Source organism: Desulfosceptrum tomskiensis, assembly GCF_049818055.1.
GTDB lineage: Bacteria > Bacillota > Desulfotomaculia > Desulfotomaculales > JASEER01 > JBFLVT01.
The window spans coordinates 1,429,241-1,442,602 of the sequence record NZ_CP187479.1 but is presented as its reverse complement, the minus strand read 5'-3'; the positions used below and the strand labels follow the sequence as shown (position 1 = coordinate 1,442,602).

General features: G+C 54.5%; 14 protein-coding genes. 9 read left to right on the top strand and 5 right to left on the bottom strand.

The genetic code is table 11. The features are described 5' to 3' along the window. The first annotated feature begins 72 nt into the window (after positions 1–72). Both ACPV0M_RS07345 and ACPV0M_RS07340 read left to right on the top strand, forming a co-directional pair. Positions 73–702, top strand: a complete 630-nt coding sequence (locus tag ACPV0M_RS07345; protein WP_425620025.1) for a DUF4013 domain-containing protein — start codon at positions 73–75, stop codon at positions 700–702. Between the two features lie 145 nt (positions 703–847). Further along, positions 848–1,240, top strand: a complete 393-nt coding sequence (locus tag ACPV0M_RS07340; RefSeq protein ID WP_425620024.1) for a tautomerase family protein — start codon at positions 848–850, stop codon at positions 1,238–1,240. Between the two features lie 118 nt (positions 1,241–1,358). On the opposite strand, the gene ACPV0M_RS07335 is transcribed toward ACPV0M_RS07340, so the two are convergent. From ACPV0M_RS07335 to ACPV0M_RS07320, 4 genes are all read right to left on the bottom strand, one after another. Continuing rightward, complete coding sequence (locus ACPV0M_RS07335) at positions 1,359–2,081, bottom strand: amino acid ABC transporter ATP-binding protein (RefSeq protein WP_425620023.1); 723 nt, start codon at positions 2,079–2,081, stop codon at positions 1,359–1,361. A gap of 30 nt (positions 2,082–2,111) precedes the next feature. Next, on the bottom strand, positions 2,112–2,759 hold the full coding sequence (locus ACPV0M_RS07330) for an amino acid ABC transporter permease (protein ID WP_425622152.1): 648 nt from the start codon (positions 2,757–2,759) through the stop codon (positions 2,112–2,114). A gap of 130 nt (positions 2,760–2,889) precedes the next feature. After that, positions 2,890–3,672 (bottom strand): transporter substrate-binding domain-containing protein, encoded by a 783-nt coding sequence (locus ACPV0M_RS07325; protein ID WP_425620022.1) that lies wholly within the window; start codon positions 3,670–3,672, stop codon positions 2,890–2,892. Positions 3,673–3,944: 272 nt separating this feature from the next. Beyond that, positions 3,945–5,594, bottom strand: a complete 1,650-nt coding sequence (locus ACPV0M_RS07320; RefSeq protein WP_425620021.1) for a PucR family transcriptional regulator — start codon at positions 5,592–5,594, stop codon at positions 3,945–3,947. A gap of 283 nt (positions 5,595–5,877) precedes the next feature. Between ACPV0M_RS07320 and ACPV0M_RS07315 the strand changes: the two genes are divergently transcribed. The 7 genes from ACPV0M_RS07315 to ACPV0M_RS07285 all read left to right on the top strand — a co-directional run bounded on the left by ACPV0M_RS07315 (position 5,878) and on the right by ACPV0M_RS07285 (position 12,737). Next, positions 5,878–7,248, top strand: coding sequence for an aspartate aminotransferase family protein (locus tag ACPV0M_RS07315; protein ID WP_425620020.1), 1,371 nt, complete (start codon positions 5,878–5,880; stop codon positions 7,246–7,248). Positions 7,249–7,297: 49 nt separating this feature from the next. After that, the gene (locus ACPV0M_RS07310) at positions 7,298–7,981 is read left to right on the top strand and encodes a CoA transferase subunit A (RefSeq protein ID WP_425622151.1); all 684 of its coding nucleotides are present in this window, start codon (positions 7,298–7,300) and stop codon (positions 7,979–7,981) included. Then, on the top strand, positions 7,951–8,610 hold the full coding sequence (locus ACPV0M_RS07305) for a 3-oxoacid CoA-transferase subunit B (protein ID WP_425620019.1): 660 nt from the start codon (positions 7,951–7,953) through the stop codon (positions 8,608–8,610). Before ACPV0M_RS07310 ends, ACPV0M_RS07305 begins: the two co-directional genes overlap by 31 nt. A gap of 20 nt (positions 8,611–8,630) precedes the next feature. Continuing rightward, positions 8,631–9,824, top strand: a complete 1,194-nt coding sequence (locus tag ACPV0M_RS07300) for a thiolase family protein (protein ID WP_425620018.1) — start codon at positions 8,631–8,633, stop codon at positions 9,822–9,824. Beyond that, positions 9,824–11,089: a peptidase gene (locus ACPV0M_RS07295; RefSeq protein ID WP_425620017.1), complete on the top strand. Its 1,266-nt coding sequence runs from the start codon at positions 9,824–9,826 to the stop codon at positions 11,087–11,089. Before ACPV0M_RS07300 ends, ACPV0M_RS07295 begins: the two co-directional genes overlap by 1 nt. A 130-nt stretch (positions 11,090–11,219) precedes the next feature. Beyond that, entirely contained in the window at positions 11,220–11,930 is a 711-nt protein-coding gene (locus tag ACPV0M_RS07290; RefSeq protein ID WP_425620016.1) for a tRNA (adenine(22)-N(1))-methyltransferase, read from the top strand. A 15-nt stretch (positions 11,931–11,945) separates the two neighbouring features. Then, positions 11,946–12,737, top strand: coding sequence for a Nif3-like dinuclear metal center hexameric protein (locus tag ACPV0M_RS07285; protein WP_425620015.1), 792 nt, complete (start codon positions 11,946–11,948; stop codon positions 12,735–12,737). Between the two features lie 118 nt (positions 12,738–12,855). On the opposite strand, the gene ACPV0M_RS07280 is transcribed toward ACPV0M_RS07285, so the two are convergent. Then, a complete protein-coding gene (locus ACPV0M_RS07280) occupies positions 12,856–13,254 on the bottom strand; it encodes a helix-turn-helix domain-containing protein (RefSeq protein ID WP_425620014.1) in 399 nt (132 codons plus the stop codon). Between the last annotated feature and the right edge of the window lie 108 nt (positions 13,255–13,362).

Genomic DNA, 13,362 nt, shown 5'->3' with positions numbered 1-13,362 from the left:
TGCTAATATTTGGCACTGCTGAATATCCTGATGAAAGGCAAGGTACAAAGCCTTACGAAAGAAGGGAAGAAAGTGAACGTCGGAAAAGCCTTGAGCCTCCCGCTTGTGGAAGGGAATCTTGTTAAGGTCATCATCGGGGCGGTCCTCAACCTCATCCCGATCGTCAATTTCCTGTGCCTCGGGTATTTTATCGAGGTTATGGCGAACGCGTTCCGAGAGAAACACGAGATGCCCGCCTGGGAAAACTGGGGAGATAAATTCGTCAAAGGGATGGTCGTCCTTGTCATCAGTTTTGTCTACATGCTGATCCCGGCGATTATTCTTGGAATCGGCGGGGGCATTGACAGCGCTTTGAGCAGCGACCTTTCCGGAGCGTCTCTGCTGGGCCTCCTGTGTTTGCCGGCGGTCTGGTTCATACTGCCGATGGCCCTTGCCCACTACGCTGCTACCGGCGGTTTCGGCAGAGCCTTCAGCCTCGGCACTGTCTTTACTTACATCGGTGCGGCTTTCGGCAGCTACCTGGGAGCTTACCTGTTCTCCATTGTCCTTTTCATCGGTCTCATGCTTCTAAATGTAATCCCGGTCATTGGATGGCTTATCTGCATTTTCGGCGGATTTTACGCCGGCTGTGTCCTGGCTTTCCTCTTCGGGGAGGCGTACCGAAAGGCCGTCGCGGCTAAGAGCGCCGGCATAGAGGTGTAAGTGACGGGGAAGAGTCAATAATCACAAGCGAGACCACAGCTTCGGTTGTGGTCTCCCTTTTTTAAAGCACTGCTTGCTTTTTCAAAGAACGGCTGTTGAAACTCTCCCTGGAATGTTAAACTGCCTAAAGGAAGGAGGGAGTGCAATGCCGTTGGTGAGAATCGAAATGCGGGCGGGGAAGCCGGCTGCCTACAAAAAAGCGGTGCTCGACGGTGTCCACGAGGCGCTTGTACAGGCCATCAAAATCCCCGACCATGACCGCAACCAGAGGCTTTACGAGCTGGACGCCGATCACTTTGAGATTTCACCCACCAAAAGTGAAAACGCTGTCATTATCGAAATTGTGATGTTCAAGGGCCGTTCGGCTGAGGCCAAAAAGCGACTTTTCCAGGCCGTCGTCGCCAACCTGGGCAAGAATCCCGGTATCGACGGCAACGATATCATCATTGTGCTGCATGAACCGCCGTTGGAAAACTGGGGTATCCGGGGCGGGAAACCGGCGAATGAGGTAAACCTCGGGTTCAACATCAAGGTGTGAGATGTCAGACCGACTGCATCACACTCGTATTGGGCCAAGGACCGCACGTACCATCAAGTATGCAGGTCACAACATTCTCTCTGTTTTGGGGTCTGCTGATGATGAAGGTGCCTGGATCTTAAAGAATCTGCGAGAGAAACTTCTTGGTCCTCTCCATTTGTGGGTTTTGGAACAGAGCCGTTGGTTCTCCTTCTTCTATGATCTGACCCTCGTCCATCATGACGATGCGGTCGGCAACCTCCCGGGCAAACCCCATTTCGTGGGTGACGACGATCATCGTCATGCCTTCCCGGGCCAGGTCCTTCATAACCTGGAGTACCTCGCCCACCAGTTCCGGGTCAAGGGCTGACGTGGGCTCATCGAAAAGCATCACCCGGGGATTCATTGCCAGAGCCCTGGCGATAGCGACTCTCTGTTTCTGACCGCCGGACAGTTGAGCAGGGTAGACATCCGCTTTGTCTGACAGCCCGACCTTGGCGAGCAGTTCCTTGCCCCGTTCGACCGCTTCGTCTCGCCGCATTTTCTTCACATGAACGGGTGCCTCAATTACATTCCCCAGAACCGTTTTGTGGGGGAAAAGATTAAACAACTGGAAAACCATCCCCACTTCCTGCCGGATCTGGTTCAGGTCGTGCTTCTTTCTGACGATTTGCTGACCGTCAATGTAAATCTCGCCTTCATCAGCTTTCTCCAGGAAGTTGATGCAGCGGAGCAGCGTACTTTTGCCGGAACCGCTGGCGCCGATCAAAACCACAACTTCACTGGCTTTGACCTCAAGGTTTACGCCTTTTAAAACATGAAGATTGCCAAAATACTTGTGCAGGCCAACGACTCTGATCAATACTGCTCCCTCCAACAGGTTTTGAACACGTTATTCACGCCCGGCTTCCAGGCGCTTTTCAAGCTTGTTAACCAGGTAACTGAAGACAATAACCATAAACAGGTAGTAAAAGCCGGCGATGGTGTAGTACTCGAGGTCGGCACACGTGGCGGCTGCGCGCCGCATCGCGATCTGGAACAGTTCCGGCATCGTCACAAAGGCGGCCAGCGATGAGTCCTTAAGGCCGATGATGAACTGGTTGCCCAGGGGAGGGATCACCCGCCTGAAAGCCTGGGGAAGAATGATCCGTCGCATTGCCAGCTGATAGCTCATCCCCAGGGATCGGGCGGCTTCCATCTGCCCGCGGTCTATGGACTGGATGCCGGCTCTGAAGATTTCGGCTATGTAAGCCCCGTTGTGAACGGCAAGAGCAATGGAAGCTGCCCAAAAAGCTTCAAAGGTAAAGAGGCCCGTAATGCCGAAATAAATCCAGAAAATCTGAACAATGAGCGGTGTCCCGCGGATAACGGTGATATACGCGTCGGCGATAACGTTCAAGTACTTACGCTTTGAAATCTTGAGAAAGGCAAAAAAGAGTCCGATGAAAACTCCAAAGAAGAGAGCGGTAAGCGTTAACCTGAAGGTCAGTCCTGCGGCATCAATGAATATGGGCGCCGAATTGATAAAGTGATGGATCAGACCCTGCAAGAACTCCAATGCTGCCTCACCTCCGTCTGTGGTGCAGGTTCGGGACACCCTTTCTCAGCCTTGATGGGACGGGCGGGCACATTGGCCCGCCCGTCCAAACTGTAGGCGATTGAACGTCTTACTACTTGTCGCCGCTGATGTCCATACCCACGTACTTTTCACAAATCTTGAGGTAGGTGCCGTCGGCTTTGATATCCTTCAAGGCCTGGTTAAGCTTTTCGCGGAGCGGGCTGCCCTTACGGACGGCAATGCCGATGTTCTCAACCATCAACAGGTCGCCGACAGCGACAACATCCAGGTTAGCCTTATTGGCCGTAATAACCCCCACGTTTTGGTCGGTAATCACGGCTTCGCTCCTGCCCTGGGCAAGGTCTCTCAGGGCGGTTACGTCGGAATCATAGAACTTCAGGTTACTCGAATACTTTTTCGCCAGCTCTTCATAAACACTGGAGCTAAGGACACCGATGGCGGTATCTTGCTTGAGATCATCTACCGACTTGATAGCGGAATCTTTGCGGACGAAGAGTTTGGGGCCGGAAACATAGTAGGGGTCGGTGAAGTCGACTTCTTTCAGCCGCTCTTCGGTAATGGTCATGCTTCCGATAATCGCGTCGTAGCGTTCCGCTTTAAGGCCGGTGATCAAGCTTTGCCACGGGGCGGATTGGGGCATAGGCTTCATCCCCATCTTTTCAGCCAGGGCAATGCCGATTTCCACGTCAAACCCGGTTAGCTCATTCGTTTTCTCATCATAGAAGCTGAACGGATCATAGGCGCCGGAGCAGGCAAAGGAGAAGATTTGTTTCGTCTGGTCCTCAGCTGCCGGTTCCTGCTTGTCCCCGCCGCAACCGGTGATGAGCAGAAGAGATAGAATCAGTACCCCGAAGACAAATGAGACCCTCTTCATGTGACACCCTCCTTGAATAATGATTCGCAATTTTGTATACTATTTATTTTAAGTTGATGTCTGGCTGAAAAACATACGTCAGGATGTCACAAATATGCAGGAGAGAGTACTACACTGTGTATAAACAAATTATGTTTTACCTCGTCATAATAAACAAATAAGCCCTGAACCGCCATGTGGCAGTCCGGGCTTCATCGTCCTTGGACACTGCATCGTGTTCCGTAAATATTTACGCCTGTATTGTATCAATTGATCTGTATTGTGGCAAGCCGTCAACTTTCAAGAGCCTGCAAGAATTTATGAATATAGATCGCGAGCTGCAATTGTGTGCGGTGGTTGTAGTCCTTAAGGCTTAACCCGGTTTTTGCCTCGATCCTGCTCAGCCGGTATTTCAGCGAGTGCCGGTGAATAAAGAGCGCACTGGCGGTCTGCTGCATGTTTTGATTTAGTGTAAGGTACGTTTCTAGAGTCTCGAGTAATCTGCTTCCGTGTTTCCGGTCATACTCTATCAGGTTGCCGAGGACTTTCTCGGCCATTGACTTTAGGTCGACCTTTGCCTCATGAAGTTTAATCAGCCAGTGGAAGATTCCTAAGTCTTCGTAAAAGCAAACCTGGTCACAGAGGTTGAGAGACTGACCAAAGTTGAGAGCCATGTCAGCTTCATCGGCGCACTTGGCCAGTTGGTCAATTACCGTTCGCGGAGTGCCTATGCCCATGACGGTCTTGATTGTCGGGGCTTTGGTTTTCCACACGGTTCTGAGCTTTTGAACAATGGGTGTGAGCTTATCCTTGGACAGAGACTCACCTTCCAGAAGGAGTACCAGTGAGTCGTGACGCAACTTGGGCAAGACTTTGATGTTGCTTTCGGCAAAGACCTGCTTCGCCGTTTCGTAAAGCTCACGCAGGTGCTCTCTCATCAAGGCTTCATCAGCTATTGGCGTGCATATCTTCGACACAAAGATGCTGTGGGGCTTCGAAAAATCGTAGCCCATCGATCTGCCTTTCTCCACAATCATCGGAACCTTAAGCCATTTCCCGGACAGGATTTCTTCCAGGAAATCACCCTGCATCCTCCACTCGGCCTCTTCAACGGATTTAATGCGTAAGAACTCCAGTCCGCAGACCATGGCGGCGTGGCCTATAGATATGCGGTCCAGTTCAGTGAAAGCGTTTAAAAGCTTGGTAAGGATGATGAAGCCGTAAATCTTGTCGTTTGCGCTGACAGGTACGGCAGTATTAATGATCGGTACGCCGTCACAGAATGACTCAAAATGGACGACTTCCCGCTGCTGTAAGGCCTTCATAAGGGCCCCTGACTGAAACGCATCGACAATGTCGCGGTCGCATTGCTCAATATCGGGGATGCTGGTGTGCTTTGTCCGAGCCAGGATCTGCCATTGCTGATCACAGATTGTGACACTGCCTCCCGTCCGTTCCGCAAGCAGTTCGGCGATTGAGGGAAAGCCTTTACTGGAAAGCAGCAACTGGAGGAGTTCCTGGTGGATGTTTTCCGAGAAGTCCAACAGGTCGTACTTGCTATGGACGATCTTATGAAGAATGGACTGAGTGATGTCAGAAAAGTTCAAGAAGCTGGGAAGTTCAATTAAGGGCAGGCCGTACTTGTCAGCCTCTTCAATCAGATCGGGGGTAACCTCCGGCAGATAAAAACCGGTCAGGACCGCCACCCCGGACAGTCTTCTTGCCGCCAGGCTTTCGACAAAACGGGCCTTCTTGCCGGGTTCGGCGTCCAAACCGTACGCCGTAGTGATAAGGAATTCGCCCTCGGCCAGTCTTCCGGCATCTTCAAGGACTTCGACAATGGTAACCCACCTGATGTCATTATCCAGGCCGGTTTTCCCTGCTACCAGCCTTCCGTATTGAAGAGCGGTTGTGCTTAGAGCTTCTCGAACGGAAAGTGTCATTGCGATCTCCTGCCACGAAGATACTTGGAAATTTGCACCTTATCTGTATGTTATGGTCCGTACGCTACGGTTTGTACCTATATTAATTTTTCAATTGGCAGAAGTGAAGTGTAAAATTATACAAAATGTATAATTTTATCGCCCTAAGATGTACGTTTTAGGCCAATGGATTTGTCACTGAGTCTTTCATAGAGTTAGAAGAAAGCGTTATCTCCGTTAACGGGGCCGGCATATCTCGAACAAAGAAAGATTTACCCCAGATTCATAGCAGAGGATGAGCAGGATGGATGTCCGTTCACACGTGATTAAACCGGACCTTTCCAAGGAGTACCCTGTGGTGTCTCACGGGAAGGGTGTCTATCTATATGACCTTAACGGCAAGAGTTACATTGACGGGTGTTCCGGGGCTTTTACCGCCAACATCGGGCACGGAAACGTCACCATTGCCAAGGCGATGCGCCATCAGGCGCTGAAAGTGGCCTTTACTTACCGCGGCCAGTTTGCCAACCGCCCGTCCGAGGAACTTGCCCGCCTGCTGGCCGCTCTTGCGCCCGGGGACTTGAATTGGACTTTTTATGTAAACAGTGGTTCAGAAGCGACAGAAACCGCGATGAAAATAGCTGTTCAATACTGGCAAGAGCGAGGTTTACCTACAAAGAACCGGGTTATCTCCCGCTGGATGAGCTACCACGGCATCACCCTGGGCGCCCTTTCTATGTCCGGTCACACCGCCCGCAGGAGGCCCTTTGTACAACTGTTGCAGGATTACCCGGTGGTACCCCCGCCCTATTGTTACCGCTGTCCCCTGGGTCGCAGGCACCCCGAGTGTGAATTGTTCTGCGCTCAAATGCTCGAGACATCGATTCAACTCTTGGGCCCCGAGTACATCGCCGCCTTTATTTTCGAACCGGTTATTGGGGCCTCGGGTGGCGCGATTGTACCGCCTCCGGGCTATTACGAGAAGATTGCGGAAATATGCAACCGGTACAACATCCTTCTGATTGCCGACGAGGTGATGACCGGCTTCGGGAGAACGGGAAAAATGTTTGCCGTGAACCACTGGGGCATTGAACCGGATATTATGGCCATCGGCAAGGGCTTGAGCGGGGGCTACACTCCGATCGCGGCCACGATGGTCAGCGACAGAATCATGGAGACGATCAGCAGAGGCTGCGGCGGTATCATGAGCGGGCACACCTTTAGCGCCAATCCACTGTCCTCTGCTGTGGCTCTGGCCGTCGTGAACTACCTTCTCAGGCATGAGCTTGTCCAAAAGCTTGACAAAAAAGCCCGGTACCTTGAGCGCAGGCTGCGTTGGCTGGCCCATAAACATCCGACTATTGGCGACGTCCGGGGCCTTGGCATGATGTGGGGACTTGAACTTGTCAAGGATCCCTTGACCAGGGAACCGTTTCAAAGCGAACTAAACGTGGCGGGCATGGTCATCGATCAGGCCATGGAAAACGGGCTCATTATCTACAATGCCAGCGGGGGTTTTGTTGACCCGGCGGGCGCCGTCATTATGATCGGTCCTCCTCTTACAGTTACCAAGAGCGAGATACACAAGATTACTGAAACCCTCGATTATACATTGACGCAAGTCGAGGCAAAGCTTGCTACGGAATTCCGGCAGCAGTACCTGCAGACCATCTGATTGAAACGAGGTGGCACAGATCAGCAGTAGAGAACAAGCCCTCTCCAAGGTGGCTGACCTGGAGGACGCACTCGAGTATTTCAGGGACGGAACGGTATTGATGTACGGCGGGTTTGGCGGTATCGGTACACCGCCGACGCTGATTGAGGGTATCCTGCGTAAGGGTGTCAAAGACCTTTTCCTAATTGGTAACGACACCGGGTTCCCGGATGTGGGGGTCGGCCGTCTGGTCACCGCCGGCCGGGTCAGAAAGATCATTACTTCGCATATCGGATCCAATCCGCATGCCGGAGAGCTGATGCACAGGGGAGAACTTGAGGTTGAATTCAGTCCCCAAGGGACGCTCGCCGAGCGTATTCGGGCCGGAGGCGTCGGTCTGGCGGGGATTCTGACCGATGTTGGGATCGGTACAGTAGTCGAAAACGGCAAGCAGAAGGTCACGGTTGACGGTAAGGAATACCTGTTGGAGACCGCGTTGCGCGCGGAGGTAGCCATTGTTCACGCCGCGAAAGCCGATCCATTCGGCAATCTCACCTACATCCGCAGCGGCCGCAACTTTAACCCATTGGTTGCGATGGCTGCCGACTTTACCATTGCCGAGGCTGACGAAATTGTTCCCCTTGGTTCCCTGGACCCCGAGGTCATCGTTACACCGGGGATTTTTGTCAACATGGTGATCCCCAGCAAGGGGGTGAACTGGCGTTGGGCCTGGGAAGAGAAAAAAGGCGGTTGATCGCCCGGCGGGCAGCCCGGGAGTTGAAAAGCGGGATGATTGTCAACCTGGGCATCGGCATCCCAACGCTGGTCGCCGATTACGTCCCCGAAGGGGTGCACGTGGTGTTCCAGGCGGAAAACGGGATTCTGGGTTACGACAGAACCCCGGAGCCGGGCCAGGAAGACGCTTTCCTGTGCAATGCGGGTGGACTGCCCGTTACCCTTGCGGAGGGAGCATCCTACTTCGACAGCACCATCGCCTTCGGCATGATTCGGTGCGGCCTTCTTGACATCACCATCCTTGGGGCGCTGCAGGTCAGCGTCAGGGGTGATCTCGCGAACTGGATTGTGCCGGGAAAGAGGGTTCCGGGAATGGGGGGCGCCATCGACCTGGCGCAGAAGGCAAAAAGGGTTGTGGTGGTGACAGAACACCTTTCCAGGGACGGAATGTCCAAGATTATGCCGGAGTGCACATATCCTCTCACGGTCAGGGATGCTGTCAACCTCATTATCACCGATATGGCGGTAATTGAAGTGACCGGCGAAGGGCTGGTCCTTAGAGAGGTAACTGAGGAATACAGTATCGAAGACGTTGTCCGGGCCACCAGCGCACCCTTGATTATTCCTAATAACGTTGGCCAGTTTTAGTCTGACGGGGGTTTGATGAATTGCGCGACGCAGTAATTGTCGACGGATGCAGGACAGCGGTAGGAATGTTCGGTAGGACTCTCTGTAATGTTCCGGCTTCACGCCTTGCGACACACGTTCTCAATGATCTTGTCCTAAGAACTGGTATCTCCCGTGAGGACGTAGAGGAAATCATTCTGGGCAACGGTTACATCCATGGCGGCGGGCTGAACATCGCCCGTATCGCTTCGCAGAAAGCAGGGTTTCCCAAAGAAACCCCCGCCCACGTTGTAATAAAAGCCTGCGCATCGGGTCTTAAGGCGATCACCGTAGCTGCTACTGCGATTAAGGCCGGCGAAAGTAAAATGATCATCGCCGGCGGGGCCGAGAGCATGAGCCAGGTGCCTCACCTTGTCAGGTGCCGCTGGGGCAAAAAATACGGCGATCTTGCATTGGAAGACGCGCTGCTGGTGGACGGCCTGGTGTGTGCCCTGCAAAACGAACATATGGGTGTCACCGCCGAGCGCCTGGCCCGCCATTATGGCATAACCCGGGAAGCGCAGGACGAGTTCGCGTATATGAGTCACCGCAAGGCGGCCCGGGCCATAGAAAATGGGGCTTTCAAAGAGGAAATCGTCCCCCTCGAAGTTAAGAGGGGACGGGAAACGGTGGTTTTTGATGAGGACGAAACGGTCAGGAAGGATATCTCACTTGAGCAAATGGGCAGGCTACCTGCCGTATTCCTGGACGGGGGCACGGTGACTGCCGGGAATGCTTGCCCTATGAACGATGCAGCGGCCGTGGTCCTGGTAATGTCAGCCGAAAAGGCCGGGCAATACAACCTCAGGCCCAAGGCCAGGATAGTGGCGGCGGCCAGTGTCGGGGTTGACCCGGCGGTTATGGGCATAGCTCCAGCGCCGGCTACCAGGAAAGTCCTTGAGAAAGCAGGGCTTGATCTTGATGATATCGGGCTGATCGAACTCAACGAAGCCTTCGCCGCCCAGGCCATTGCCGTAATAAAGGAACTTGGACTCAACCCGGATAGGGTCAATGTCAACGGCGGAGCCATCGCTCTTGGACACCCGGTCGGAGCAACGGGCCCGAAACTGACCATGACGCTTCTGAACGAACTGATTAGAAGAAATGAGCGTTACGGATTGGTAACCCTCTGTATGTCCGGGGGGATGGGGATGGCTGTTGTTTTCGAAAACCTCCGTTACAGGGGAGATCGTTAATGCAGGAACAGCTTAGACTATGGTTAAGCGCACGGGCTCCGGAGACAGTGGCCTTCCTCTCACGATTGATCCAGGCGGCCAGCACTTCCGGTCACGAACGAGAAGCTCAGGAATTGATGGCCACGAAGTTGCGGAACCTTGCTATGGAAGTCGACGTGTGGGAACAGGGAGGAGACGACCTGCTTGCCCACCCGTACTTTTGTTCACCCCGCAAAGATTTTACGGGAAGCCCGAACGTGGTCGGCGTCCTGAGGGGGACCGGCGGCGGACGATCGTTGATCATCAACGGGCATATCGACGTTGTGCCGCCGGGCGAGCTTTCAGCGTGGAGTGAGTCCCCCTGGTCCGGGTGTCATACTGAAGGAAAGGTATATGGCCGCGGGGCCACCGACATGAAGGGCGGGACGGTTGCCGCGATATTGGCGGTTGAGGCGCTGTTGGCGCTCGGGGTGCGATTACGGGGCGACGTAATTATTGAAAGCGTTATCGAGGAGGAGAGCGGGGGATCGGGTACGCTGGCCGCGATCCTTCGAGGCTACCGTGCCGATGCCGCTCTTGTTCCCGAACCGTCTGGAATGGCGATCTACGCGCAGCAGCAGGGGTCTATGTGGTTCAGGGTTACGGTCGAAGGACGGGTGGCCCATGGAGGGACCCGCTACGAAGGCGTCAGCGCCATCGAAAAATCCGTTGCTGTCCTCAAACGGATAGAAGAGTTGGAGTATAACCGCAACCTCCGCTGGAAGGATGACCCTTTGTATCGAGGCGTGCCCATACCGGTGCCCATTAACGTCGGGCGCATCAACGGCGGCAGCTGGCCTTCATCCGTTCCTGACCTGGTCACCATCGAGGGGCGCATGGGCGTAGCGCCGGGTGAGGAAATGGAAAGCGCACGGAAGGAGTTCGAAGAGAGCATAGCCGCTTTACAGGAAGCCGACCCGTGGTTTGCCGGGCATCCGGCGAGGGTGGAATGGTTCGGCGCGCAATGGCTTCCCGGCGGTATCGACCTGGATCATCCGATCATACAGTACCTTACTGATTCGTACGGGCAGGTGATGGGGGTTCAGCCGGAGATCAAGGCTTCACCGTGGGGTACCGACGGCGGCCTGCTGACACAGGTTGGGGGTATTCCGACGGTGGTGATTGGACCGGGGGTCACCAATGTAGCGCACTACCCAAACGAGTATATAGAGGTACAGAGTATACTCCAGGCCGCGGAGGTCTTTGCGCTGACCATCATGAAGTGGTGCGGGGTCAGCGATCGATAGCATAGAAAAGATGGCTTCAAAAGAGGACGATGCCAATCTGCAGAGAAATCCTGTGATTGGCATCGTTTTGTTTTGTAAACGCTGATACTGGGTCGAACGTCATTACAGTTGATTGCCCGAGGTCGATCAAATGGCGAAGCTGGGGGAGCGTCTGGCTGCCGTAGCAAGGTACGTCACACCGGATGCAGTGGTTGCTGACATTGGGACAGACCACGCCCTGCTGCCCCTTTACCTGGTGGAAGAAGGTATCTCTCCACGGGCCATTGCGGTGGACGTGGCGGACGGACCCTACACGGCTGCTTTGCAGGCAGTCAGGGAGAGAGGCCTGACTCAACTGGTCGATGTCCGGTTGGGTGACGGTTTGTCGGTTGTACGGCCGGGGGAAGCTGACGTACTGGTCCTCGCGGGGATGGGGGGCAACACGATGCGGGAAATCCTTGACGCGTCGCCGGAAGTGGTTGAAAAAGCCTCCCGTATCATTGTGCAGCCTATGGAGCAGCAGGCGGCCATCAGGCAGTGGTTTGCATCCCACGGCTGGGCGATAGTAGACGAAGAACTGGTCGAAGAGTCAAACCGCCTCTACCAGGTGATCGCGGCCGAGCGCGGCGAACCCTGGGACGCCACGCCCTTGGAGATGGAGGTCGGGCCGCTGCTTGTGAAGAGCAAGCACCCGCTGCTGCCGCGATACCTGGCAGGATTACTCCAAAAATACGAGAAGATACTCCAGGGCATGGAAAAAAGCAGACGCGACCTTCCTGCCCAGCGGGAAATCGAAGAAAAGGTCGCCCGGTTGCGGTCCCTGCTTGCAGACCTGTTCAGCCCCAAGCCTGATCCCAATTAAAAGGAGCGTGCTTTGTTGAGCGCTAAATGTGCGTCGATTGTAACGTTTATCGAAGAACTGGCTCCCAAAACCCTGGCCATGGAAGGGGACAATACCGGTTGGCAACTGGGCGACCCTAAAGCTGCTGTATCCAAGGTACTGCTGACCCTCGACATCGATGAGCGGACCGTTGAAGAAGCAGTCCGGATCGGTGCCCAGTTGATCGTGAGTCACCACCCGCTGTTTCATCGTCCCTTCAAAAACCTGCGCCTCGACTTGCCGGCGGGAGCCCTCGTTGCCCGGCTTGTGAGGGAGAACATCAATGTCTACTCGGCCCACACCAACCTGGACGCCGCCGAAGAGGGCGTCAATGCCGTCCTGGCCAAAGGGTTGGGCCTGGTGGACAGCGTCCCGTTGACCGACGACCCTCCCGGTTTCGGCCGGATCGGCCGGCTGCCCGAACCGCAGAGCTTTTATTCCTTCGTCGCCGACGTCAAGACCGTCCTGGAACTGCCCGCCGTGCGCGCCGGGGGCCCGCAGGACCGTATCGTCAAGAAAGTGGCTCTCTGCGGGGGATCGGGCGGGGACCTCTGGTCGAAGGCTGCCTTTGCCGGAGCGGACGTTTTTGTTACCGGGGACATCAAATACCACGTGGCCCAGGATATCCTGGCCGCCGGGATGAACTTCGTGGATCCCGGTCATTATCCGAGCGAGCGCGTTATCCTCGAGCCCCTTAAAGATCACCTGGAGAAACGCTGCCGCGCCTCCCGCCTGGATGTGGAGTTCGTCGTCAGCACGACCGGCCGGGACCCTTTTATGTACCTGTAGCGGCCACCATGCGCAGTACGTCACCGAGGTTCAGTGCCCGATTGAGGGATAAAACCGAAGGAGCAAGAGCGATAAGCTACATTAGTGATTTTTAAGGCCCCCGGAACCGGGGGCCGTTCTATTTGTTCTTCTTTTTTAACTCCTCTTTAATATCCGGATAGAGAGAGGTACTTTCCGCGGCCATCGATTGTGCTCCGGCTTTTTTCTGTTCCAGCATGGCCTCGATTACCAGGCAAATCATCTCGAGCTGATGGAGTTCCAGCTGTTGCGCGAGCATTAACAGACGGCGGAACTCGGGAGGCAGCGATGATTGATGGGTGCTTTCGGGAGCGAAGAAGTCGCCGAGAGTGATGCCCATCGCCCGGCAAAGCTTATTGAGGACGTTTATGCTGGGGACAGTCCGGCCCGATTCGATCTCACTGATCGTTGATTGTGCCACGCCGGCCATGCGGGCCAAGGCGTTGCCGCTGACCCCTAGGCCTTTGCGTAATTCACGAAGGCGGGACCCAATATCCATAAACATCCTCCTAAGTTACACGTCGGTCTTCTTGCAGGTACAAATCTACCCTCTTATTTTAAATCCTTTATCGGTTTAGCGATAGTATTGGTTAAGTATGGAAATAAC

Coding starts and splice junctions, on each gene's coding strand:
- ACPV0M_RS07280 (WP_425620014.1), bottom strand. CDS start 13,254: ATGGATATTGGGTCCCGCCTTCGTGAATTACGCAAAGGCCTAGGGGTC.
- ACPV0M_RS07295 (WP_425620017.1), top strand. CDS start 9,824: ATGCAGGAACAGCTTAGACTATGGTTAAGCGCACGGGCTCCGGAGACA.
- ACPV0M_RS07290 (WP_425620016.1), top strand. CDS start 11,220: ATGGCGAAGCTGGGGGAGCGTCTGGCTGCCGTAGCAAGGTACGTCACA.
- ACPV0M_RS07315 (WP_425620020.1), top strand. CDS start 5,878: ATGGATGTCCGTTCACACGTGATTAAACCGGACCTTTCCAAGGAGTAC.
- ACPV0M_RS07340 (WP_425620024.1), top strand. CDS start 848: ATGCCGTTGGTGAGAATCGAAATGCGGGCGGGGAAGCCGGCTGCCTAC.
- ACPV0M_RS07325 (WP_425620022.1), bottom strand. CDS start 3,672: ATGAAGAGGGTCTCATTTGTCTTCGGGGTACTGATTCTATCTCTTCTG.
- ACPV0M_RS07320 (WP_425620021.1), bottom strand. CDS start 5,594: ATGACACTTTCCGTTCGAGAAGCTCTAAGCACAACCGCTCTTCAATAC.